General features: G+C 35.5%; 17 protein-coding genes. All 17 read right to left on the minus strand.

Translation table 11 applies throughout. The annotated features are described in order from the left end of the window. Nucleotides 1-133 precede the first annotated feature (133 nt). A complete protein-coding gene (locus tag OEV98_RS03450) occupies nucleotides 134-2,056 on the minus strand; it encodes a glycoside hydrolase family 127 protein (RefSeq protein WP_407676479.1) in 1,923 nt (640 codons plus the stop codon). A gap of 72 nt (nucleotides 2,057-2,128) precedes the next feature. After that, nucleotides 2,129-3,412: a glycoside hydrolase family 27 protein gene (locus OEV98_RS03455; protein ID WP_263071804.1), complete on the minus strand. Its 1,284-nt coding sequence runs from the start codon at nucleotides 3,410-3,412 to the stop codon at nucleotides 2,129-2,131. A gap of 114 nt (nucleotides 3,413-3,526) precedes the next feature. Further along, nucleotides 3,527-3,763 (minus strand): DUF6171 family protein, encoded by a 237-nt coding sequence (locus OEV98_RS03460; RefSeq protein ID WP_263071805.1) that lies wholly within the window; start codon nucleotides 3,761-3,763, stop codon nucleotides 3,527-3,529. A gap of 1 nt (nucleotide 3,764) precedes the next feature. Then, a complete protein-coding gene (locus OEV98_RS03465; protein ID WP_263071806.1) occupies nucleotides 3,765-5,216 on the minus strand; it encodes an alpha-N-arabinofuranosidase in 1,452 nt (483 codons plus the stop codon). A 155-nt stretch (nucleotides 5,217-5,371) separates the two neighbouring features. Then, nucleotides 5,372-6,076: an SDR family oxidoreductase gene (locus OEV98_RS03470; RefSeq protein ID WP_263071807.1), complete on the minus strand. Its 705-nt coding sequence runs from the start codon at nucleotides 6,074-6,076 to the stop codon at nucleotides 5,372-5,374. Nucleotides 6,077-6,271: 195 nt separating this feature from the next. Continuing rightward, nucleotides 6,272-8,248: a beta-galactosidase gene (locus tag OEV98_RS03475; protein WP_263071808.1), complete on the minus strand. Its 1,977-nt coding sequence runs from the start codon at nucleotides 8,246-8,248 to the stop codon at nucleotides 6,272-6,274. Nucleotides 8,249-8,361: 113 nt separating this feature from the next. Continuing rightward, nucleotides 8,362-11,499: a glycoside hydrolase family 2 TIM barrel-domain containing protein gene (locus OEV98_RS03480; protein ID WP_263071809.1), complete on the minus strand. Its 3,138-nt coding sequence runs from the start codon at nucleotides 11,497-11,499 to the stop codon at nucleotides 8,362-8,364. A gap of 121 nt (nucleotides 11,500-11,620) precedes the next feature. Continuing rightward, entirely contained in the window at nucleotides 11,621-13,453 is a 1,833-nt protein-coding gene (locus OEV98_RS03485; RefSeq protein ID WP_263071810.1) for a heparinase II/III family protein, read from the minus strand. Between the two features lie 95 nt (nucleotides 13,454-13,548). After that, entirely contained in the window at nucleotides 13,549-14,583 is a 1,035-nt protein-coding gene (locus OEV98_RS03490; protein ID WP_263071811.1) for a LacI family DNA-binding transcriptional regulator, read from the minus strand. 235 nt (nucleotides 14,584-14,818) lie between these two features. Next, nucleotides 14,819-16,228 carry a DUF4340 domain-containing protein gene (locus OEV98_RS03495; RefSeq protein ID WP_263071812.1) on the minus strand — a complete coding sequence of 470 codons (1,410 nt, stop codon included), beginning with the start codon at nucleotides 16,226-16,228 and terminating at the stop codon, nucleotides 14,819-14,821. Between the two features lie 28 nt (nucleotides 16,229-16,256). After that, on the minus strand, nucleotides 16,257-17,690 hold the full coding sequence (locus OEV98_RS03500; protein ID WP_263071813.1) for a GldG family protein: 1,434 nt from the start codon (nucleotides 17,688-17,690) through the stop codon (nucleotides 16,257-16,259). 37 nt (nucleotides 17,691-17,727) lie between these two features. Continuing rightward, nucleotides 17,728-18,594 carry an ABC transporter permease gene (locus OEV98_RS03505; protein ID WP_263071814.1) on the minus strand — a complete coding sequence of 289 codons (867 nt, stop codon included), beginning with the start codon at nucleotides 18,592-18,594 and terminating at the stop codon, nucleotides 17,728-17,730. Nucleotides 18,595-18,596: 2 nt separating this feature from the next. Further along, entirely contained in the window at nucleotides 18,597-19,541 is a 945-nt protein-coding gene (locus OEV98_RS03510; RefSeq protein ID WP_263071815.1) for an ABC transporter ATP-binding protein, read from the minus strand. Further along, nucleotides 19,538-20,275: a YesL family protein gene (locus tag OEV98_RS03515; protein ID WP_263071816.1), complete on the minus strand. Its 738-nt coding sequence runs from the start codon at nucleotides 20,273-20,275 to the stop codon at nucleotides 19,538-19,540. The genes OEV98_RS03510 and OEV98_RS03515 overlap by 4 nt, the downstream gene beginning before the upstream one ends. A 114-nt stretch (nucleotides 20,276-20,389) precedes the next feature. Next, entirely contained in the window at nucleotides 20,390-21,445 is a 1,056-nt protein-coding gene (locus OEV98_RS03520; RefSeq protein ID WP_263071817.1) for a glycoside hydrolase family 43 protein, read from the minus strand. An 87-nt stretch (nucleotides 21,446-21,532) separates the two neighbouring features. Then, nucleotides 21,533-22,960: an ABC transporter substrate-binding protein gene (locus OEV98_RS03525; RefSeq protein WP_263071818.1), complete on the minus strand. Its 1,428-nt coding sequence runs from the start codon at nucleotides 22,958-22,960 to the stop codon at nucleotides 21,533-21,535. 446 nt (nucleotides 22,961-23,406) lie between these two features. Then, on the minus strand, nucleotides 23,407-24,396 hold the full coding sequence (locus tag OEV98_RS03530; RefSeq protein ID WP_263071819.1) for a carbohydrate ABC transporter permease: 990 nt from the start codon (nucleotides 24,394-24,396) through the stop codon (nucleotides 23,407-23,409). Nucleotides 24,397-24,406 lie beyond the last annotated feature (10 nt).

The following is a 24,406-nucleotide window of genomic DNA, read 5'->3' on the forward strand; positions in this document are numbered from 1 at the left end:
TTATATATTATCTCACAACTCATGAAAACTACAAGCAACAAACACCCTTTTAACAACAGTCTTGTGAATAGAATAGAGCGATTAAGAAACCATTCCCTTTTCCCATCATTTAAATGGACATTCATTTGCCAGCTCAAACATTACGATCTTCATTGATCCAAACAAGCATTTCGCCAGGTTGACGGTTGCACCATGCAAAATATGGAACTGCTTTTATTATACAAGGGGTTTTTAAAAGTGCATTATTGACATATAAATCATCTGTATTTTCTACTAAACGATATGCTTCCGCCTTAATAGTAACCATACCTTCAAATAGCCCTGTTCCATTTACCTCCTGTAGGATGGACTGTCTTGGTAATTGGATTGCCGGCAATTCTTTTCCGTTATCTACTTCTTCCAAGCAATAAAGAATTGGACCTCTTTGAATCGCGACCTTCCCAAGATTTTCTCTAACCTTTGGATTAGACCATATTCGCTCAGGCTTCATCGGGAAAATCAGCTCGATTTGATCATTATTTTCCCATGTTCTATTAATATAAAGATAGCCATTTTCTAAATGCTCTACGGAGATTAATTGATTATTAACTTTTACGACTGGATTTTTGCACCAGCCTGGAATTCTTAAAGCTATAGTAAATTCGGTAGCGCTTTCTATCTCGATGGATAGCTTAACATCTCCATCCCATGGATAATTTGTCTCCTGTATAACTTTCACTTTTTGATTTTTAATGGAAACTGCCGATTCACTTCCGATATAAAGATGAACGAATAATTGATTATCTTCCGTAGAATAAATAAAATCACCAATGGATCCTATCATTCTTGCTAAATTTGGCGGGCAACATGCACAAGTAAACCATTGTTGCCGAACGGCTTTGACATGTCTTTTATCAAATCGATGGTTACAAGCCTTTGGCCATACCTCGAGTGGATTGACATAAAAGAATTTTTTCCCATCTAAATCCATCCCACTGATTGTTCCATTATACAAGGCACGTTCCATAACATCTGCATATTTTCGATTTTTTTCTAATCCAAGCATATTTCTTGCCCAAAATACAAGTCCGACACTTGCACACGTCTCTGTATAGGATGTATCATTTGGCAGGTCATAATCAAAGGAAAATGATTCTCCATGTTCGCTTGAACCGATTCCTCCTGTTATATACATTTGCTTTTGAGTAACATTTTCCCATAGATTTTCACAGGCAATTTTAAGTGATTCATTATTCGTCTTTTTTGCCAAATCTGCCATCGCAGTATACATATAAACTGCCCGTACCGAATGCCCTACCGCTTGCTTTTGTTCAATCACTGGTTGATGGGATTGATTATATTGATTCCCACCAATATACCAATTTGGTCCTGTTTGTCCGCGTCTTTTTCTCTCTTCATCAAAATAATGCGGCTGTTTGCCACGTTGATGAATAAAATAATGACTTAAATGCAAGTACCGCTCATTTTCTGTCACTTCATAAAGCTTTAATAAAGCTAATTCAATTTCTTGATGACCTGGATAACCATGTATTTTTCCTTCTTCTTCTCCAAACACTTGATCGATATAATCAGCATATTTGCATACAACATCCAAAAATTTCCTTTTGTTTGTTGCTTTATAATATGCAACTGCCGCCTCTATTAAATGTCCGGCACAATAAAGCTCATGATTATCCGTTAAATTTGTCCAACGGTTATTTGGCTCTTTAATCGTATAATAGGTGTTTAAATAGCCATCCTCTTGTTGTGCCCGCTCTAACAAATCAATTACTTCATCTGCTGTTTTTTCTAATTGCTCATTTGGTTCATCCTTTAAAATATAGGCGACAGCTTCCAACCATTTTGCAACATCACTATCCTGGAAAACCATCCCAAAGAATTCCCCTTCAGCCTCCCCAGCGGCAATCCGGAAGTTTTCGATTGCATGGCTAGGTTCCGTATTTGGAAGGCGATCATTTAATGCCTCCCATTGATAGGGGATTACTTCTTTTTTAACCGTTTCTAAATAGGAACGCCAAAACGTATCTTTTATTTGAACATTTTCGATTGATTTCAAGAAAATCAACTCCTATTTTATATTTTTATAGGTATCATAAGCTAATCCGCTTATCCGAAATAAATATAGATGCTAGTTTGATAGTTTCACGAAAATGGAAGCATGCGGCTTTAGTTCAAAAGTAATCCGATCTTCTACAGTTCCTAAATCTGTTTTATCCCATAAATTGCGCATTTTTTTTGGCTTTATACAGTCTAATTCATTTAAGGAGACTGAAACATTTGTAGTAGTTTCCCCAATATTAAACAATGCTACGTAAAGGTTTCCTTCTAAGTCCTTCGTAGACCAAACCACCTTGTCATTTTCTCGATAAATTTGACGGGCACTATAGCCAGCTTTATGGACATGAAGAACTTCTTCATTTGTTAACAAAGACAATGTCCAATCATCATTGTCTCGCATCTCCCCACCAAACATTAAAGGGGATTTAAATATCGTCCATAATGTCATCATTGTTCGCTGCTCATCCTTCGTAAAGCGCGTATATCGGTTGCTTGCACCACCATCTACTGAGCGTACCCCAATTCTGCCTAACGGGAGCATATCTGCATCTGGCCAATAACCGGGACCAACTAATTTACTCCATTTATAGCAGCGTTCAAACATTTGATAAAGTAGTTCCCAAATATCCCAAAAATCATCGGTCATTCTCCACATATTGGCATTTTCAACGAAAAGGCTCGCATGTTCTAAAGGTGCAGGTCCAGGTGAGAGACTTAAAACCATCGGTCTCCCACATTGTTCTATTGCTTTTCTAATCAGCATTATTTCATCCGTATTGGTTCCATATAATGTGGATGCTGCAATATCGTCCACCTTTACAAAATCCACTCCCCAATTTGCATATAGCTGAAATAAGGAATGATAGTATTCCTTTGCGCCTTCCTTCTTTGGATCAATTCCATACATATCCGTATTCCACGGACAAATGGAGTTCGTATTTGCTATTTCCCGAGCACTTTTATTTGTACCGAAAATTGCCGTATTTTGATGAACAGCTTGCCTTGGAATACCTCTCATAATATGAATACCGAATTTTAGTCCTAAGCTGTGGACGTAATCAGCCAATGGCTTAAAGCCTTTTCCATTTGCAGAAGAAGGAAACCGATTAGCTGCAGGAATTAATCGCGAGTATTCATCCATTTCTAAAGGAACAAATGGCCGATACGCCGAGGAGACCGCTCCTGGCTCATACCATTGAATATCTACGACGATATACTCCCAACCATATTTTTTTAAATTCTTTGCCATATACTCCGCATTTCCTTTTACTTCTTCCTCCGTAACCGTTGCCCCATAGCAATCCCAGCTATTCCATCCTATCGGTGGCGTAAGTGCATATTGATGGTGCTTCATTCATTCACCTCTTTTATCCATTAAGCATGATCCGAATTTTCTCTTTGAAATAGCAACTTAAATACAGACGAAGACCGCCAAAAGAAAATGTTGTCATTTGTTAGTAACTCCTATTTACCATTGTCCAATCGGACAGCTTTTGTAAGGTAAACTTGCTCGGAACTTTACAAAACAGCCGCATTTACTACATGTATGGTTTAATAAATAATTACAGTTTTGACAAATGGACAATCGTTCATCTCTTTCTTCATCTGATAAAACATCGGCTTCGAGCGATAATTGCTCTATTACAAGTTCATCAACATTCAGCTGCGCAACCTGTTCTTTTATTCTACATCCAACACAAACCATCTTAGCTTTCCTTTAATACAACGGTAAGAACACTCATTGGTGGTAAAGTGATGGTTAATCCATCCTGATTAATCTCGTAGTTGGAGAAGTTCTTTTTCTCAACATTATTTGGTTCTTCAAATGTATTATGTGCATCCATTACGTCAGCTGAAATGTATTGCGCATCTATGACGGAGAAATTTCCTAACCTGCCGGTAAAGGTGATTTCTTTTGTTTCTGAAAGATCGTAATTACATAGTGATATTGATAGACATCCATTTTTCCTTGAAGCAGTATAGCTAACCCGTTCGATAGCATCGCCATAGGAATCAACCAATTCGGCATCTTGGTGATTTTGATACAAATCAAATACATGATAGGTAGGAGTCTTAATCATCTGATCTCCTTCTGTTAATAGCATGGACTGCAGAACATTTACCATTTGGGCAATATTTGCCATGTATACACGATCCGCATGTTTATGAAAAATATTTAATGTAATAGCTGCTAATACAGCATCCCGAATGGTGTTCTGTTGATATAAAAATCCAGGATTTGTACCAGGCTCGACATTATACCATGCGCCCCACTCATCTACAATTAACCCAACACGTTTCGTTGGATCATATTTATCCATAATTGTACTGTGTTTTTCAATAAGCTCATCCATGTATTGTGCATGTTCGATAAGGGAGAACCATTCTTCCTCTGGGAAAGCTATGGCATTCCCTTTATCCTGCCAATTTCTCGTTGGGATAGAATAATGGTGTAAGCTTAATCCATCCATAAAGCGTGCGGCATTTTTCATTAAAACTTCTGTCCATTGATAATCATCCACACTTGCACCGCAGGCAATTTTATAAATCTTTTGATCCCCATATTGACGTACATATGTTTGATATTGGCGATATAAATCTGCATAAAATTCGGGACGCATATTTCCGCCACAGCCCCAGCTCTCATTACCGACGCCAAAGAATTTTACATCCCATGGCTTTTCTCGGCCATTTTCTTTACGAAGATTCGCCATTGGAGACTCACCATTTAATGTTAAATACTCTACCCACTCAGACATTTCCTGTACTGTACCACTGCCAACATTTCCATTAATATAAGCTTCACATCCAATCAAATCGCAAAGCAGCATAAATTCATGTGTGCCGAAATGATTATTTTCTACCACTCCACCCCAATGGGTATTAATCATCTTCTTGCGGTTTTCTTTCGGACCGATGCCATCCTTCCAATGATATTCATCAGCAAAACAACCTCCTGGCCAACGGAGTACCGGGACGTTTATTGCTTTTAATGCCTCGAGCACATCTAATCGAATTCCTTTTTCGTTTGGTATGGGCGAATCTTCCCCTACCCAAATGCCCTCGTAAATACATCGTCCTAAATGCTCCGCAAATTGTCCGTATATGTATTTACTAATGATAGGGCCCTTTTTATCTAACAATAAATGAATTTTCATATACCTTCCTCCCTAAATAATTATCTTCAAGCTAAAAATAGCACTCTATGAAAGCGGTGTCAATAACTTATACGTACATATCGATTAATTTATTGTCGATATCGTTAACTATTCACTCTTTCTAATGAAAAAGTCCATAGTATTCTAGGTGAATTTTAAATTTCCATTGGCTGTCCTTTATAATCGATAAAAACATATTTGCTCGCAATAACTGGTCTAGATTCGATTATTTGGAAAATTCCATTTGCAGAAACGATTGGGTCTAATGATGCCTGTTGCCCTCCCATATCTGTCCGCATCCAACCTGGGTGAATAGAGTACACACGGATAGAGTCATTTTTCAAATAGATATGAAGCTTTTCTGAGAGCATATTTAATGCTGCCTTAGAAAGGCCGTATGCATAATCACCACTATATGCATTCGTTAAGCTTCCAGAATCTGACGAGATATTAATAATCGATTGATTTTTCCCTTTCCGCACGAATGGGAGAAAATGCTTTAACACACGTAATGAACCAAATGTATTTATATCCATTGTTTTCATACATTCCTCAATATCCACTTCTTCAATCGTCCGATTTCTACCAAACAAAACTCCCGCATTATTAATAATTACATCAAGATTGGCAGTTTCGGTCATCACCTGCTGTGATGCACGAATAACCGATGCCTCGTCTGTCACATCCAATTTTACAATTGTCAAATTCGCACCGAATGTATTCTTTAAATCTTCTAAAGACTTCATTGCATCAGGAGTAGAATTTCGAACTCCTGCAAATATATGGTACCCTTTTTCTAACCCAACCTTTACTAAATAAAAACCTAATCCACGATTTGCTCCCGTTACTAATAGTTTCATATTTATCCCCATTTCTCTTGGCTATTTTCTAAAGGTTTGTTGTTATTTCATGTGATAGTTTTATTAAAGTAGCATACTGAATATACGCAGACTCTCGCAGGAAAGCGGAATGTATTTAGTTGCCAGCCCTTTTACAAATAGCTACAATCTATAAGAAAACAGCCTTTCCTTTTTTTTTCGCTCTCATAACAGAAATTAAAATCCTGTTTTCGGAATTTCTTTTGGTGAATAGTCAGTTGCCTGTCTCTTACCTATTCGAATAAAATAAAGATTATTGTGAGCTGTCTTCATTCCTTCAACGAATTCATCATATGGCCGTAAACAAACATCATGAACACCAATTTGATAATTCTCCCCATCAAACCTACCTAATACTGGCTGATCATTTTGCTGAAAATAATGGACACCAATCAACCCTTTAATTGTGGCTGCTTGCTCGACATAATATCGGTAAGCTGCCCCACGATCTGATTGATTTGCAACTGCGCGAATTCCATAGGCTAACATGCCAACATCTGCCGCTCCAAAATGAAATTCTCCTATCATAACTGGAATTTTCAACTTTTGACTTATTTTTTCGATTTGATTTTCGTCTGGTTTCCTCTGATAGGAATTAATTGAAAAGACATCAAACAGCTCACAGCCTTCTAGCAGTGCTTCATTAGATATCCAGGCATAGCGCATCCCCAAATTCAAATGGTTCGGATCAACTTCTCTACAATAACGAGTAGGAATCTCCACATATTTTCGAATAAGGATTTTATTAAATTCTTGAAAATCATCTTTTTGCTTTGTAAATCCTGTCAGTTCTATTTTCTCTGGATACAGTAAATCAGAAAAACGAGAAAATTGTGTATTCCAGCTTTTATTTAACTGATCAATAGTAGTATATTTTTCTTTCATTCTATCGATAAAGGCATCCTTACTTACAAAAGATTGCGAATGTAGGAGCATCGTTTCGGTTAAATCAAGACCATCTACAAACGCCCAATGTGGCTCATTTCGCATAAAATATCCAATAAGATAGCGGTCATCCTTAAATGGTAAAAGCTGTGTAGCAAATTCTTTTGCATTCTCATCGTATTCAGTGCTAAATACATCCGGAAAATCCCGGTATATTGTTTTCTCAGTAGTCGGAAAGCTTGCTAATGGGATTACGTAAGGCAATTTAGAATATGAAATAAAATCATCACTAGACCAATTTCCAATCGTATTTACTCCCCACTCCTTAAATCTTGCTATCATGATATCCGCCCATTTCTCCCACCATAAATCACCGAATGCGCGGATTAAATTCGCGATACTATAGCAAAAGTTCTCCCGAGAGAATGCCTGCTGAAAACGACCTGTCTGTTCTGGGAGCCATGTGATTAAATGTTCCATTCCTGTCACCTTCATAGAATCATCTGGGTGAACACAATCGATGCCTATACTAAATAATGCATAGCCATCAGGGTCTACGAACCACCAGTTTTCTCCATCGTATTCCGTTCGAAAATAACCAGTACTCGTGAAGGTTAAATGCTTCCAACCGCCAAATCTACCAAAGTCATCATTCGATTGAATTGGACGTTGACTTTGTGCCCATTGATTCTTTAAATAGTGAATCATTTCTTCGACCGTTTTTGTTTTATTTGCCCATTCCTTATGTATTAATTGCCCGAGCTCGTCGATGTATGGAAGCCTCTCACATAAAAAATCTGGCTCTTCTTTCAAAAACTGCACATTATCTACTTCTATTTGTCTTCCATTTAAAGAAGATATGGTTTCAATGGCAAAATCCTTTATTTCTGCTCTGTTTATTCTACTGTCGCCTCTTAATACACTTTGCATAACTCCGGGATACCGGTTTAGGAATAGCTTTTCTCCATCTAAAGCCTTCAAAGGAAAGCACAATCTTGTTTTAACAAACGGTAGAATTCCATAATGCACTTTAATTTGTTTATTACTATGCTCTGTAAAACGGAATACAATGACGAGAACATTGTCCGATTCATGATAAATATCTGCACATACATAATTACTTTCCATCCATAGGTTAGATGAAAGCAATGCACCATCAAGTTTAACTGCCCCACCTGTACTTGATGTTAATATTTGAAAAGCATTTTCTGAAACGATGATTTTTTCTGTTTGAGCGTCTGGGTAGAATGCATTTGACTTGATTTTCACGATACTTCCTCTCCAATCATTTCCATTAATCAGCTACCGAAACAACAGCACTATAATCAGTAAAAAGAACCCCGCAGCATTAAAAAGTAAGTTCGGGGTTCTATTGTCCATCTCTATTTCGTTACAGCTTTTAATCCGAAGGAATATTGATAGCTTTGGGTTGCAAACAAGGTAAATTCTGGATGTGTTTTCTTGCCCCAGCTATCATCTCCACCAACACCCATTTGTTTCGCATTTATTCGAAGTACAACTTTATCACTTGTTGGTAGCTTGTAGACATGATCATACGCTTCTAATTCGAATGGACTGTAGGCTAATGCATTTACTTCTATAGTTGGCATGCCATAAACTGCTAGTCCCAGCCCATCATTATTTGTCAGAGTAGCCCATCTAACATCCGTTTTATTTCCACATTCTTGTGGTCGTAAATATGGAACATATTGATCTTTCACTAGTCCGCTATATAAACCAATTTTCGCACCTGTTGCTCTATCCCAATAATTCTCTTGTGGCCCTCTACCATACCACTGAAGATTTCCAAACGATTCATCTATGGAGAGCATAACACCCACCTCTGGAATTTCCGGTAGATACTCTCCAGGAACAAGTTCAAAATCTACTTTAATGTTTCCATCTGAATGTATACGGTAAGAGATTTTACATTTTGAGGTTTTCTCTGTTGGAATCTCATATTTCGTAATCACTAGAACAGAATGCTCTTCTACTTTAAAATAGAAAGATTTAAGCTTTCGATTGATTCCCGCTTCTCGCCATGTTGCACTTCTTTGATTTAGCCTGTTCCCACGATCATTATCAGTCATCGCCCGCCAGAAATTTGGTACGAGAGGCGTTTTAATCAATTCGTTTCCTGCAACTAAGAAGGATTCCAAACTACCATTTTCACGAGAGAATCCTACTGTAATGTTTTCTGCTTTGATTACCAATTGCTCATCCTTTTCTAATACTTCTAATTTCGTCAGCATATCCGTCTTCCCTTTGAAATTAACTGATTCTCCTTGTAAAATAAATTGCTCAAAAGCAACCTCATGGCCTTTTCCAATCCAACGTTTTTCTTCAGACTCTAGGAGACTTACAGTTAGGATAAATTCTCTTGGATCGTTCGCTTCGACAGGTATGGAGTAATCAAGAATTACTTCTTTACTTTCTCCTGGTTCAATATCAACTGTTTGTATGCCGCTCTCAACAAGCTCCCCATCTCCAGTGAGAACCCATTGTAGCTGATAGTTATTTAGATTCGTAAATAAATTCTTGTTATGGATAGCAATTTTTCCTTTTTCCAAATTTACTGCAGTAATTTCGACATTTTGATAACATTTTTTCACTTCTAATAGTTTTGGAGAAATGGAACCATCCGCAAAAATCAGCCCATTTCCAGAGAAATTTCCATCATGTGGATTCTCTCCAAAATCACCACCATAGGCTAAATAACGCTCACCAGCTTCTGTATAATGAACTAATGCCTGATCCTTCCAATCCCAAATGAAGCCCCCTTGAAGTATTGGATACTTATCAAACAACCTAGTATATTTGAAAAGGTTTCCAGTAGAATTCCCCATGGAGTGACAGTATTCGCAAAGAATATATGGTTTATGAAATGTATCGCTTGCTTGAGCTTTTCTTGCATATTCCTCCACACCCTCAGGGGTAATATACATCGTGCTCTCGATATCAGATGCTGCCTCTGATTCTCTAAAATGGAATATCCCTTCATAGTGAATAACTCTTGATGGGTCTTTCTCCTTTAAGAAATCATGCATTTTAATGAAATTATCCCCACCAAAAGATTCGTTCCCGAGTGACCAGATCACGATAGATGGATGATTTTTATCCCGTTGCAGCATCGAATTACAACGGTCTAATACATTTGCCTCCCATTCTGGTTTGCTGCCAGGAATCGCGCCCTCCTCTGTCTTTTGACCATACCGCCAAGTGCCATGTGTTTCCAAATTCGTTTCATCGATGACATATAATCCATATTCATCACATAGCTCATACCACGCTGGATGGTTCGGATAGTGGGACGTACGAACAGCGTTAATATTATGCTGCTTCATTAGCTTTATATCATGTACCATGTCCGCATAGCTTACTGCTCTTCCTTTATCTGCTGCAAACTCATGACGGTTAACGCCTTTAAATACAATTCGTTTTCCGTTGATTTTCATTAACCCATCTTTTATCTCGAATTTTCGAAATCCAATCTTGCAGCTCTCCGTTTCTATAATTCCACCAGACGGATCTAGTAAGCTTAAAACTACTGTATATAGGTTTGGTTGCTCTGCACTCCATTTTAATGGATTTTCCACAAAAGCTCTTGCTTCGATAGCACAATAATCCTTTCCATCTACATCAACGGATACACTTATAGGCTCATTCCATACTTCCTGATTATTTTGATCGTATAATCTTGCTTCAAAGGTTAAGCTTCCGATGTTTTCTTGAAAGTAATTGGTAATTTTTGCATCAATAATTAACTCAGCATGGCAGTACTGATCATCTAAATCGGTATGAACAAAGAAATCATTAATATGAACTACTGGTGTGGAATATAAATAAACATCCCGAAATATTCCGCTCATTCTCCAAAAATCTTGGTCTTCTAACCAGCTTGCATCACTCCAACGGTAAACCTCTACTGCTAATTTATTCTCCCCCTCTACAAGGTATGGGGTTAGATCAAACTCAGCAGGTGTAAAGGTATCCTCACTATAGCCAACAAGTTCACCATTTAACCAAACATAAAATGCTGATTCTACCCCTTGAAAGCTTATATAGACTGGTTGGTTCTTCCACTCTTTTGGTGTAACAAATGTGCGAACATATTGCCCAACCGGATTATATTTAGTAGGGGCAAATGGTGGCTTTATGTCATCTACTAAACGCCAAGGATATTGAACGTTTGTATATTGTGGATAATCGTAGCCTTGTAATTGCCAATGGCCGGGAACCGTAATTTCATCCCATGATTCACAACTGAAATCGGTTGCAAAAAAATTTATCAATCGACCATCAGGATTTTCTGAAAACGCAAATTTCCATTTACCATTTAACGATTGTGTATAGGTGGATGAAGAACGATCTCCCGTTAACGCCTCCTCTAACGTTGAATATGGCATAAGTGTCGCATGTGCTTCCAATCGGTTTAATTGAAAAATATCTGGGTTATTATTCCATTCTGGAAATCCATTTTTTGGAGGCGAATATTTAAATTTTGCCAAGCTTTTTAACATCCTATTTCCTCTTTTCTATTGTTTATTCGTATGTTTGAACCATTAAATCATAAAAAATACCCTTTGATACATACTGTTACATTTTGAATCAAAAAGTCTACCAATCATCTGCAAAATTGGTTCATTTTATAAAGGTAAAAGAAAATGCAATATCGAATTTTTTAGCAGGTGATTTAAGGATAAAGTCAAGTGCAATAAATGATTCCATTTCACCAAAATGGTTAGAAAACTCCATTTTATTAATCTTCATTTCTACTTTTTTTCGGTCAAATTGGATTAATAACGATTCGCTTCCTTTTACAACAATCCCTTCCTTATGCTCCTCTATTGTCATTGGTGGTAGAATAAATCTTTCGACAACCTTTTTTGGTTCTTCCGAAAAAACATATGTATCTATTAGATAAAGAGATGGTTTTTTTCCTTTTCTCCATGTAAAATTTCTTTCTAGTTTGTTTAGTGATTGTACAGGATAAGCTTTTGTTATCTCCAACGCAAAAGTTTCAGCATCACCTCCTAAAGTTACCTTTTTAACCATTGCTTCCACATGATGTCCTGCTCTTTGAAATTGGTCATTAATGATTGGAACAGAATGCCCCTGTGAACCATTGCAAATAAATGTGTAACGTTCTTCTCCGAAATAAGCATCACAATATAAACCTGACCCTAAGTCTTTTAAAAATACTTCTTGCTCCCCATGTAGGATAAATTGTCCTAAATCATTATGGTTATGCGGTTCACCATTATGACCACCTTTTGCGGCAAAAGCATATTTCGTATCTGTTCTTGAGATTATCCATTGAGAATCCTTAAAATAATAGGTTGCAGATCTCCACGAATTACCTAAAAGCGATTCATTATACCAGAGGAGGTTTCGAAATGCTGGTGCCCATCTACTACAATGATCATCAGTATAGGTTGAACGGAGAGTGATTGCCGGAACTTCAAAATCTTCGTAAAGCTTCGCTAAATAGTGACTTAACCCAATAAAAACCTTTCCGTTTGCTTGCGCATCCGAAAAATTAACGAGAGAACTACCATTTAAAAAATTCTTTTGTTGAAATAATGCAATCTGGTGGACTTTTTCATTCAAAAATAAATTAATAGCACCGTTCGTTCGTTTTTTCATTAAATCAGCAAAATAGACAAAAAATCCAAATCCGTATTCCCAATATCCATAACCTTCCAAACAAGCTCCATCTTCTTTATAGCCTTTTAGAAAATACTGCATTGTGGCAAGAACACGTTCAAGCACTATGGACAGTTCTCCTTCATCTTCTAATAAATAGATTGCAGCAGCTCCAATGGATCCTGCACAAACGGATGCCCAGTTATGCATAGCTGTTTCCCATCCAAATTTTCCTTGATGTATAAATGGCCAAAATATTCTCCGATGAACCTCATGTTTTACGCGGTTGATGAGAAGAGGATCTAAAGTATCCTCCATTACCGTTACTATTTCACTAAGCGTAAATGCAGTTTCAGCAGAAAATAAATCAATGGAATATTCACTAAATGTTCTTTTCAGTGAATAATTGGCTTGCAAACTTATCTCAGGACTATTTTTTAAATGAGCAGGTAAACACCAGGAATACTCATTACAAATAGACCAAATGGAATTATGCAATTCCTCTACATATTGTTCATTAGTTGGCTCCAGTAATGTCAGAAAGGCAAAAGTATTCAACCGTCTTCTTTTAGCAAAATATACTTTTTCAAACTCTAGTCGAGAACCTGTCTTCCGAAATAAAGAAAACAATGTATAAGACAGCTCCTGGCAAGGTTTTTCAAGAATATTGTTTGCCTCCTCTTTTATTTCATTTACAAACGGCTGATAGCTAGCAGAGGTTCTTAGCTTTTCCAACCATTCACTCTTTGTTATACCGTTAGAGAACAATAATGACAGTCTATTAATCTTTGTATTCTCCAATAAATTTTCTATTGTCAATCGATCCATATTTCCTCCCTTTTACCGGATAATCAACTATTCAAAATCAATAGCAGCTCATAAAGAAGGTTAAAATGGAACCGGTGCCATTTTTTGCTAAAAAATTATACCTCCTTTGTCGACTCTCTAATAATCAGCTTTGTATTGATGATTTTTCCCTTCTTTGAAGCTTTTCCTACTTTTATATTTTGAATGATTTTTACAATTTCACTTGAGAGAATATCGTAATTATGATTAACGGTAGTTAAGCTTGGATGAACGATATCTGATGGAAAAATATCATCGAAGCCAACAAAGGAGAAATTATCAATTGAAATATTTTGCTCTCTACACTCCTTCAATGCACCGTAAATAACTAAGTCATTGATACCAATTATTGCTGTCGGTAAATCCTTTTGAGAAAGTAATTGCTTCATTGCTTCTCTACCCTTTTCGATGCTAAAACCTGAAGGAACCTGCCAATTTGGATTAACCTCTAAATCGAAAGCTTTTAAAGACTTTCTGTATGCTGCTGTTTTTAAATCTAAAGAAGTTATTCCTTTTACTCCTCCAATAAGCCCAATTTTTTTATGACCTAATGAAACTAAATGTTCTACAGTTAAGCGAATCCCCTCTTCTTCATTCGTTCGGATCCGATAACAATTAACATCCTTCATTTTGCCATTTACCATAATGACTGGTACCCGCTTGACGACTTCGCGCATCTCGTTAATTTCTTCCTCGGAAGGTTGAACTTTGTTAATCCGACCTCCCATAAAAACAATACATTCCACTCTTTTTTCCGTAAATTCCTTCAAATGAGCAGATTCTACTTCACTATTACTCATGGAATTTCGTAGTAATATGGTAAAACCTAGATCCAAAGCTTTTTTCTCTACTTCTATATACACTTGAGAGAAGAAAGGGTTTGTTATATCTGGTAAGATAAAACCTATTGTATTTGTTTGCTTTGTTGTTAAGCTTCTCGCGGCTTCATTTGGAGTAAAATCAAGCTCTTTCATTTTTTCTAACACAAGTTGTCTTGTGCTTTCTTTTACTAATGGATTTCCTGTTAGTACACGCGAAACCGTTGTTGGAGAAACCTTTGCTTCTTTTGCAATATCATAAATTGTAATATTCTTTTTTACGTCTTTCTTCATCTCTATAAACCTCTTTTATATCGAACAGCTGTAGTATTATTTACAATATTCTTAGTTATGCAATTGTATTCATCAGTGTTTATCTAATATAGTATTCATATAATATTACTTACAGTAGGAGGAATTTTATGCAAATTTCATGTACATTGAATATTATTTTAAAATTGAAACCGGATTCATTATGAATATACTTCTTTTTTCTATCCAATGTCAATGAAAAACACTTGATTATACCCTATGAATTATTTGAATGAGTTATCACTTCTAGTTGGTGTAAAATTTTTTCTAATTTATCCTTTGCGATTACAAAATCATATTGATTATCGATTACGATTGCATAAAAATCTCGATTATATGGTACATATTGAACAGTTATTATTTCTTCATTTACAAATTGTATCTCCATTGTTATCGCGGCTTTTTCTGCTAACGATTGCTTATTATCTGCAAGTTCCGAATCCGCATTTAATTCTAATAAATCGAGATAAACACCTCTCATTTCTTCTTCATTCGTCGCCTGACCATTTAACAGGAATTCGATATTAACATTTGTCATCTCTGTATTTGTCTTATCTTCCTCACTTTTTTGATATTCCATTTGATAGCTAGCAGATTCTGCGTTGATGGTAATGGCACTCACATTATTAATGAATGTATAAACTGGAGTAGTATTTGCTAATGCAAAGGCATCAATAGCAAAAATACTTGAATATTCCCCAAGATTTACTAAGTAAACTGCTGGTTCTTTATCGAACTGTGCATAATAAATACCATTTTCCTTTTGCTTACCAATCGATATTGCTCGTAATTCACCATCCAATGTTTCAACTTCTACATAAACAGCAGGTTTATCTAAACCGTAATCAGACAAATTGCTTGCTGATAAAGTAACAGTTTCCATCGGTAATACATTGGCAAGAACAGAAATGATTGTTTCAAATGCTTCGCTACTTTCATTAACCTGTGGTCTTGTATCATACGGTTCTGCTAAATAATAGTGACTAAAATACTTGGAAGAAGAATCAGTTACTTGCTTCATTACGATTGAATCGGCACCATTTTGATAAGTAATTTCATGAAACTGTGCTCCGTTCAAATTCCCTTGTTTATTATTTAACACTAGATCATTTAATGTAATGGTAAACGGTTGGGCAGTTTTCTTTTCTACAGAATAGATTGTTTTAGAACCTTCAACCATAAAGTAATACCCTTTACCAGTAGGTAACGGATTCCCTAACAGAAGTGTCTGTTTCCCACCGTCACGACTTACAAGTATAGCCTTAATTTCTGTAGATGCTAGACCATATTCTGCTAGATTTCCCGTATCTTCCTTAATAATGTTTATCGCTTCAATGTTAGTTAACGATTGGATTGTTTCGAATAGCTTAACTTCGTCTATAGATGCCTCCGCATTTTTTACTTTCCACTCCAACCCGTCGTTACCTTCCACTTGTTCAAAAATTAATTCATTCAATTTATTACATATATGGATTGCTTTTAAATCTTTTTCATTTTGGCTAAAGATGAGATTCTCTGTTTCCTTGGTTACGCCATTGCTTTTTGAAGGAAACATATTATAAAAGAAAAATACTCCAAGCAGTCCTATAAATACTATACATAGAATGACGATCTTTTTTCTTTTCATATCAACATTTCTCCTTAAAAAGGATTGGTTATCTATTTTTCCTTCGATACCAAGTCAACCCTCCGGATATCGCAATTAGCAGTGGGATTACTAGTATAGCAATACCGCTAATAATCATTTGCTGAGATTGATTCATTGCCAATATTTTACTAGTAACATCCTTTGGACGAATCGACATACTATCTTGACGGTTCGATAGCCAGTTAATACTGTTAACTGTAATGTCTATATTTGCCTCATTACTAGCTTCTATTAAACTTTCATTTAATAATTGTGTACTCGTAAAAAGAACTAGTTTACTGTCTATTTTTTCATTATCCTTGTTTTGATCCGTTATCGCCATTCCGATATCAAATGGTCCGGTCAAATCATTTTCTTGTTTTTCATAGGTTGTTGTTAATTTCATTGTTTCAACCGTTTTTCCATAGGATTGTTCAGAAGTTTGTAAGAGCGGCTCCATTATTAATGTGTCTTTTTTTACATCTAATATATCAATTGGTTGAGCGTATACAGTAAGGATCGAGTACTTGGAATCTTTAAGCGGTTTTACGATTGGTTGTGAAGTTAACTTTGGTACTAAATAAAAGTTTTGCGACGTAACTGTATAATTTTTATCATTTTCAAATACCATTGCCTTATTAACGGAAACGCCAAAACGGTTCATCAATACATTCAAATTAGGAAATACATCTTCTCCAATATCACAAAATAAGAGAAGCCTTCCCCCATTATCGAGATACTCTTCAATTTGTTCTAATTCCATTGCTGTTAAATCTTTTTTTGCCCCATTAATCAGCAATAGATCACTTTCTTCTGGTTGCCATTCATCCTGAATAAGTTGAAGCTCTTCGATTTGATAATTTTCTGTCTTAAGGACCGAGACTAAGCTCTCAGGTAAGGCAGTTTCATTATGTCCGACTAATGTAAAGATAGTAGAATTATAATCATTTGTTACATTTAATATTGCATTTGTAATTTGTGGCTCGACCTGTACCTCTTCAATTTTTTGATAGGAAGAATCATAAGAATACATATCGACACTATTTATCACTTTATATTTATTCCCACTCGCTACAATAACGCTACCATATGGTAAAGTAGTACCATCTTCTTGGTATTCACTTACGAGACTAGGATTGATTTCAGGATCAATAAACTCTACTTTTATTTTTTCTGCTTTTTTGTATTCATTTAATATTCTAGTAATTGTCGTTTCCTCAGACCCACTTTTGGAAAGCGAAATTATTGTTACTTCTTCCTCTAGCCCCGCTAATATTTGGTTGCTTTCACTCGATAAGCTAAATACTTTATTTGCTGTTAAATCAACGGTAAGATTTGAATTCCCTGCAATTAAATTAATTATATAAAGAATTCCAATTACTAATATTGTCATAAATAATGAATAACTACCATATTTAATACTTCTATTCAGCTTTTTTTCCTTGTGCTTGCTTTGTTTCATCTGATCCATTCCTTTCTTGCTTACCAGCTCAAGTAATTTAACTCCATCGACGTTTTTCAATGAAACGTATAGTAAAGAATAGGAAGCCTATGATAAAAGTCATATAATATACAAGATCGGATATATTTAATATACCTAAATAGAAATCCTTACTATGCTTTGGTAGAGAGAACCAGTTGACAAAGCTAATAATAATTCCCGCAAATAACTCTTTTTTTACAAAATATAGACCAAATATTAAACCCACACAGATAATTGCGGAAAACATTGCAAGCAGCATACTTTTACTAAATTGGTATATCAACATACATGCAAATAAGAATAAAAAGAGAATAAATATCATACCGGAAAAGCTATCCGTAGGAAAATTATAGGAAATAGAGCCAATTAACCAAATAAACATTGAAACACCTAATGTAGTGACACCTGCAATGACTTGGCTTTCAGTCAATGACGAGATAAATACCCCTAGTGCAAGAATACTACTGCCCATAAAGAAAAATCCGATATATGCCGTAATGATAGATGCGTACGGAATACTACCGTAGAAGCTTAATAAAATAGGATAAACAATCGTAATAGCAAGTGTAAATAGAAATAGCATCTCAGCAGCTAAAAATTTCCCTATTATTATTTTTGCAATAGAATTTGGTGACGTAAATAACAATTGATCTGTCCGATTTTTCCGTTCCTCGGATACTGTTTTCATCGTTAAAATTGGTGATACTAATACAAATATAAATACCATATTACTTAATGTTGTCGTAAAGGCATTGTTCGGTGTAGGTATTACATTTAAATAAGTAAAGTATATGCCAAATAGAAATAAATAAACGGTCATAAAAATATAGCCAGTAGCTGATTGAAAGTATGCTTTCCATTCCTTGGACAATATTGTAATCACAATTATTCTCCTCTCTCACTTGATGTTAATTGTAAAAATATATCTTCCAAACTGACATCATAGTTTTTCATCATAATAATAGGAAAGTGATTGGTTACTAAGTACACCGATAAAACTTCTCGAATATCTATTCCATGTTCGCTTACAATTAATAAATCTACGGTATGTTCTTCATAGTTTCCTAGTTTTTTAATATGGGTGATTCCTTCCAATTTATGAAGAGCCTTTTGAATCGCATCTTCATCACCTTTTACCCTTATATGTAACTGTGTAGTATTATTCATTTTCTCGATTAATTCATTTGGTGCAGCCGTAACAATATGTCTTCCTTTATCCAAAATCATTACTTTACTGCATATCGTACTAATTTCCGATAATATATGGGAGCTGATAATAATCGTACAATTTTTGCTAATCTCTTGGATTAGCTTCCGTACTTCAATAATTTCTCTCGGATCTAGCCCAACCGTAGGTTCATCTAATATTAATAGGCTAGGATTCCCTAGAATTGCCTGTGCTAAGCCAACACGTTGCTTGTACCCTTTGGATAAATTTTTAATTAATCGATTCCTTACATGTTCGATTTTCACCTGCGCCATTTTTTTTTCCATTTCCAATGGTATTTGTTTCACTGGAATATGCTTTAGCTTACAAACAAATTTTAAATACTCGGCTACTGTCATATCCATATATAGAGGTGGTAATTCTGGTAAATAGCCAATTTTTTTCTTAACCTTTTCAGGATCTTCTAAACTATCAATTCCATCAATTAAAATAGTTCCCTCTGTCATGGAAATATAGCCAGTAATGATGTTCATTAAAGTCGATTTCCCTGCTCCATTTGTTCCAAGAAAGCCGGTAATTTCACCGTCATTGATGGTAAGACTTATATCATCTAAAGCAAGATGATTACCATATCGTTTCGATATATTTTTAATTTCTATCACATTATTCCACTACCTTCTGCTATCGAATTATCTTCTTTGTGGCTGGCACGAACGCTAGCAAATATTTTATTGGTCAAATACATAATAAAAAATGCTAATCCACCTGGTGCAATGACTATAAATACGGTTGGTAGTAAAAAGAACAAATAAGCTGCAACTACGAAAACAATTAATATACTAACCGTTGCTTTAAATTCCTTCAGAGCAAAATACAAGGATAAGCGGAAAATATCTTTTAAACTCATATAATATTGGGAAATTAATGGAAAAATATAAAAACTTGAACAAATTAAAAATGCGATAAATAGAAAGAGCGGTAAAATTAAAAATGTAGCAAATTCCATTTTGATTATAATGTAATAATTTAACGAAAAAAGTGCGATAAAAAATAGAATAATTACCCATGCCAGTGTTGCTTGTTTAAAATTCTTTGTATACCCTTTAAAAAAGTCTTTGACAACCGCCACATCTGAATGATGAACAATCTTTTTCATAATACTATTTAATCCTGTAAAGGATGGCCCCATTGGAATGGCACAGATTACCAGCATCGTTAACAATAAATAGGTGGGTAACACTTGGTTCCTGTTAGCATATAACGCCACATAAAGTGCAAATACAAATACAATATTTGAAACTACAAATAAGACGCTCGAAGCCAAAATCCAATAAACATAGTTTACAAATGTATACATTTTTCCATCGACAAATTCCTTGTTGTCTTTATTTTTCATCAACATTCACTCCTACAGGCTTAAAAGAAATTTGTCCCAAAAGGAGCCAATCCCCATAAAAGTGCAAAAAATATAATTGGGTATGGCCACAATATTTGGGACAATTCCTTTTCGTTATTTCAACTCGGATAGCTCCCATTCATCTTGCCATCTTATCGTGACATTGTAGTTATCATCAATTTCTAATGGCAGCCATATATGTAGTGACTTACCTAATTCATCAGGTGTCCAACGGTCACCTATATAAATAAATTTTCCATTTTTTTTATCTATTGGTAATACAAATGTGCTTTGTGAATGAAAAGTAGTTTTATCATCATCCCCAACACAAGGGTCACCTATTGTTTGGTAGTCTCCTAATGGCTTATCTGCTATTGCATATTCTGCTTGGTTCGGTTTCCAGCCTGTACAAGCTGAAGAAATGATATAATATTTCTCTTTATATTTGAATGGCGTCGGTGCTTCTCTCATCTTACGAATAAATTGCCTTGACCAAACCTCTCCCAAATTCTTTTCTGTGCATTGTGGTCTTACTCTATCTGGATCATCTGGTAGGTCAACCCATGTATAATCCGAATTTAGTCGGACAATGTACAACGTCCAATTACCTTCTGATGCATAATAAACATATGCATCGTTAACTCCATCTCCATTGGAATCAACATCATCTACAAATACATGCATGTCCCGAAAGGAATTTCCTAATTCTTCTTCATTAGTATGCTTGTCAAAGCCATTTTCTGGTTGAAAAAGAACCGGTCGATCGTAAAATAAAAACGTAAAAGGACCTGTTGGACTATCACTAATAGCCACACCTGCACTTGAAAAAGCATAACCGGAGCGTTCTGCATGCATCCACATTACGAATTTTTTCGTTTTGGTATTGTAGATAACTTTAGGTCTCTCTACTCTACCGTTGTTCTTCCCTTGTAATTCTTCCGGCATATCTTCTTGTCTTAAAGCTGTTCCTTCATATTTCCAATTATATAAATCTGTAGAAGAATAACAGCTTACTCCTACATTATTAAGATACCCTTCGGAGTTATCTTCCCCATACCAGTAATAGATACCTTCATGTACAAGAATTCCTCCACCATGTGCACTAATATGCTTTCCGCGATTATCATTCCAAAGCTGTCCTGGTTTAAATGTTGAATACGTAACGGTCATCCTCTTGAACCTCCCGTTCTATCTTTCATATACTTAATAAAGGAAGAAGTAGCAAATGACAAAGTAGGCATCTGCTACTACATTCCTTTATTCTGCTGATTCTTCTTCAATCCCTAAATCAACACCATTGTTTTTGAAGTCTTCAAGTTCCGCTTGAATTTGTGGATCGATAGCTTCTAAACCACTTTGTACAGTAGTAGCTCCTGAAGCAATTTGACTAAAGAAATCATTAAATATAGTATTAATGTTTTCGAATCCACGAATTAAGTTGATCTTCGTATTATCGTTTAACATCATAGCGTATTCTACAGATTCTTCGTCTCCAGCTGTTCCTTCATATTCCTCACGTAACCATCTGGACCAATCTTCTTCTGTACCAATATCATTGATTGCATCCCAGATAAATACTTTGTCTTCAGGATTTTCGACTGTTGCAAGCATTACTTCTAAAGATTCTTCATAACCATAGGAAATCGGCGTATCATTCGATGGGCCAGAAGGGAATGGTAAGAATCCATATTCATCCTGCATTCTTCCTTCTGTTAAATAACTCCCTGCAATCCACCACTCACCAGAAACCATACCAATCGTACCATTAGCAAATTCTGTATATCGGAAATCCCAATTTGCACCTTCGAACCAATCTCTTAAAACATTTGATTTATTTTGACTAAAATCTTGATAAAATTCTAGTGCTTCAATAACCCTGTCATCATTCATATTAATATCGATTCCATCATCATTTTTAATAATTGATTCATATCCGTTACTATAAATCAATTTCCATGGTAGGTTTTCAGATGCAAATCCATAAATATCTGTTTCTCCATCATTATTTGTATCCTTCGTAGCCATTTCAGCTACTTCTACAAGCTTATCCCAAGTCCATTCGCCATTCTCATACAGTTCATATAAGTTTGGCAATCCTAGTTCATCGAATAATGTTTTATTCCAGAAAATTCCGTCACGGGTACTGATTGTACTAGCTGTACCTGCCTTAAGTGAATACGTTTTTCCTTTATACTTACTTGCTTCTGTAGCTGATTTCACCCATTTAGGATCGTTATAATCAATAACACCTACATCACTAACAGGATAAACAATTCCATTATCCACTAAATTTGGGTAGAAATTAGGAGTTAATAAATATACAATATCACCTACTGGATCCCCAGCTAATGTTGTACGAATGTAGTTACCTACATAATCATCCCAACCAATTTCTTTTGATTCGAAAGTAAAATTCCATTTTTCTTCTAGCATTTCAATTCTGTCATTCCATTTTTCCATGATTTCACTTGCATTTGGATCAATTTCTCGCAACCATGGTGCTGCCCAAGTAAGGGTCATTCCACCAAAGTCCTTCTCTGGTAATTCCTCTACCGCTTCTGGGGCATTCGCTTCAGGATCCTTATCCTTTTCGCCATCGCCTGCAGCTTGATCATCGCCATTACATCCAACTAATGCTGCGGATAATCCTAAAATACCAATTAAGCTTAGAAATTTTTTCTTCATACATACCCTCCCTTTTTATGTAAAGCTTTGTGAAATTATATGAAAAAAGTTATAGAATAGGATTCATCTTCCAGCACTAAATCCTTTTAGTTTATTATAATTCCTTGATTCGTTATCTAATTCCATTACAGATTCTTATATTAATCATAATAAAGTGACTTCACCAATCTATTATTCTATTATATCTGTCATTCGGCAGAAATGTATTTACCGCTACCGCAGTTTTTAAAGCGCTTACTTTTTAAGCCTCATAATTTATCTAAAAATGTTTTATAGGAAGAATACCTTTATTATATATTAAAATAATTGTGTAGTAATTTAATTTTTAACAGAATTAAGAAATTTATAAATAAACCATTTCTAAACTTTTTCCATAATCATTTCACAAATAAATATTAGCTTACTCTATCAGCAAAAGAAGTACTTCCGCCAATAGAGTAGCATAATTATCCAACAATACCTGAACGCTCAATACTTTCTACAAAATAACGTTGAGCAAATAAATATAAGACAAAAAGAGGGAAAATGACCAATATTGTACCTGTATTATTCATCATCGATGTTAATGCAGGACTAATAAAACTTAATTCACTTGAATATATATTGGCTGCAAGTGAGCCTAACCCACCAGACATCACTTTGAAATCGGATAAATATAGGCTGGAATAGAAGCTATCTGTCCACTGCCAAACAAATCCAAACAAGAAAACGGTGACTAAGATGGGAACTGCGCTTGGTAGCATGACTTTATAAAACGTCTTAAACGCACTACAACCATCAATATAAGCAGCTTCCTCTAGTTCCACAGGCATTCCTTTAAAATATTGGCGAAGTAAGAAAATATATAATCCATTTTTATAGCCTTGTGCAAAAATGGAGGTTAAAACAAATGGCCAAAGGGAATCCAATAAATTAATTCCTGGTTTTCCACTCATCATTTCGAACAACCCAAAAATATCAAAGAAACGGAAGTGTAAAAATAGTGGTAGCATTAACGTCATTGGTGGAACCAATAAACATAGAATAACAAGCATAAAGATTGTATTTTTAAAAGGAAACTTAAACCTTGCAAAACCATAGCCAACAATAGTGCAAGATGCCAATTGAAGAACGCTAGCAATTAAAGAAAGTGCCAATGTCCTACCAAAGGTTGCGGCATAGTCCATTCCAACGAAAGCATCTATATAATTTTGAAAAGTGATTTCTCTTGGGACATATTGGACTGTTGCATCATATAGATCTGCCTCAGACATTAATGATACAGCAAACTTGGTTAATAGTGGCTGAAGGATAACAAAACAGATTCCAAAGATAATCACAAATCGTACAAAGGACCAAGTTAATTTACTACCTTTTCGTGCAATTCCTCGGAAACGCTCTTGGATTGTTACATGGTTCGTATTTTTGTTAACAGATTTCTTGGCAATTAGCTCCATGATTGACACC

The sequence above is a fragment of the Perspicuibacillus lycopersici genome, assembly GCF_025660475.1.
GTDB lineage: Bacteria > Bacillota > Bacilli > Bacillales > Caldibacillaceae > Perspicuibacillus > Perspicuibacillus lycopersici.

Excerpts from the sequence above, each read along its gene's own strand:
- OEV98_RS03455 (WP_263071804.1), bottom strand. The coding sequence starts at position 3,412 with ATGAAGCACCATCAATATGCACTTACGCCACCGATAGGATGGAATAGC.
- OEV98_RS03460 (WP_263071805.1), bottom strand. The coding sequence starts at position 3,763 with ATGGTTTGTGTTGGATGTAGAATAAAAGAACAGGTTGCGCAGCTGAAT.
- OEV98_RS03465 (WP_263071806.1), bottom strand. The coding sequence starts at position 5,216 with ATGAAAATTCATTTATTGTTAGATAAAAAGGGCCCTATCATTAGTAAA.
- OEV98_RS03470 (WP_263071807.1), bottom strand. The coding sequence starts at position 6,076 with ATGAAACTATTAGTAACGGGAGCAAATCGTGGATTAGGTTTTTATTTA.
- OEV98_RS03480 (WP_263071809.1), bottom strand. The coding sequence starts at position 11,499 with ATGTTAAAAAGCTTGGCAAAATTTAAATATTCGCCTCCAAAAAATGGA.
- OEV98_RS03485 (WP_263071810.1), bottom strand. The coding sequence starts at position 13,453 with ATGGATCGATTGACAATAGAAAATTTATTGGAGAATACAAAGATTAAT.
- OEV98_RS03490 (WP_263071811.1), bottom strand. The coding sequence starts at position 14,583 with ATGAAGAAAGACGTAAAAAAGAATATTACAATTTATGATATTGCAAAA.
- OEV98_RS03495 (WP_263071812.1), bottom strand. The coding sequence starts at position 16,228 with ATGAAAAGAAAAAAGATCGTCATTCTATGTATAGTATTTATAGGACTG.
- OEV98_RS03500 (WP_263071813.1), bottom strand. The coding sequence starts at position 17,690 with ATGAAACAAAGCAAGCACAAGGAAAAAAAGCTGAATAGAAGTATTAAA.
- OEV98_RS03515 (WP_263071816.1), bottom strand. The coding sequence starts at position 20,275 with ATGAAAAATAAAGACAACAAGGAATTTGTCGATGGAAAAATGTATACA.
- OEV98_RS03520 (WP_263071817.1), bottom strand. The coding sequence starts at position 21,445 with ATGACCGTTACGTATTCAACATTTAAACCAGGACAGCTTTGGAATGAT.
- OEV98_RS03525 (WP_263071818.1), bottom strand. The coding sequence starts at position 22,960 with ATGAAGAAAAAATTTCTAAGCTTAATTGGTATTTTAGGATTATCCGCA.
- OEV98_RS03530 (WP_263071819.1), bottom strand. The coding sequence starts at position 24,396 with ATGGAGCTAATTGCCAAGAAATCTGTTAACAAAAATACGAACCATGTA.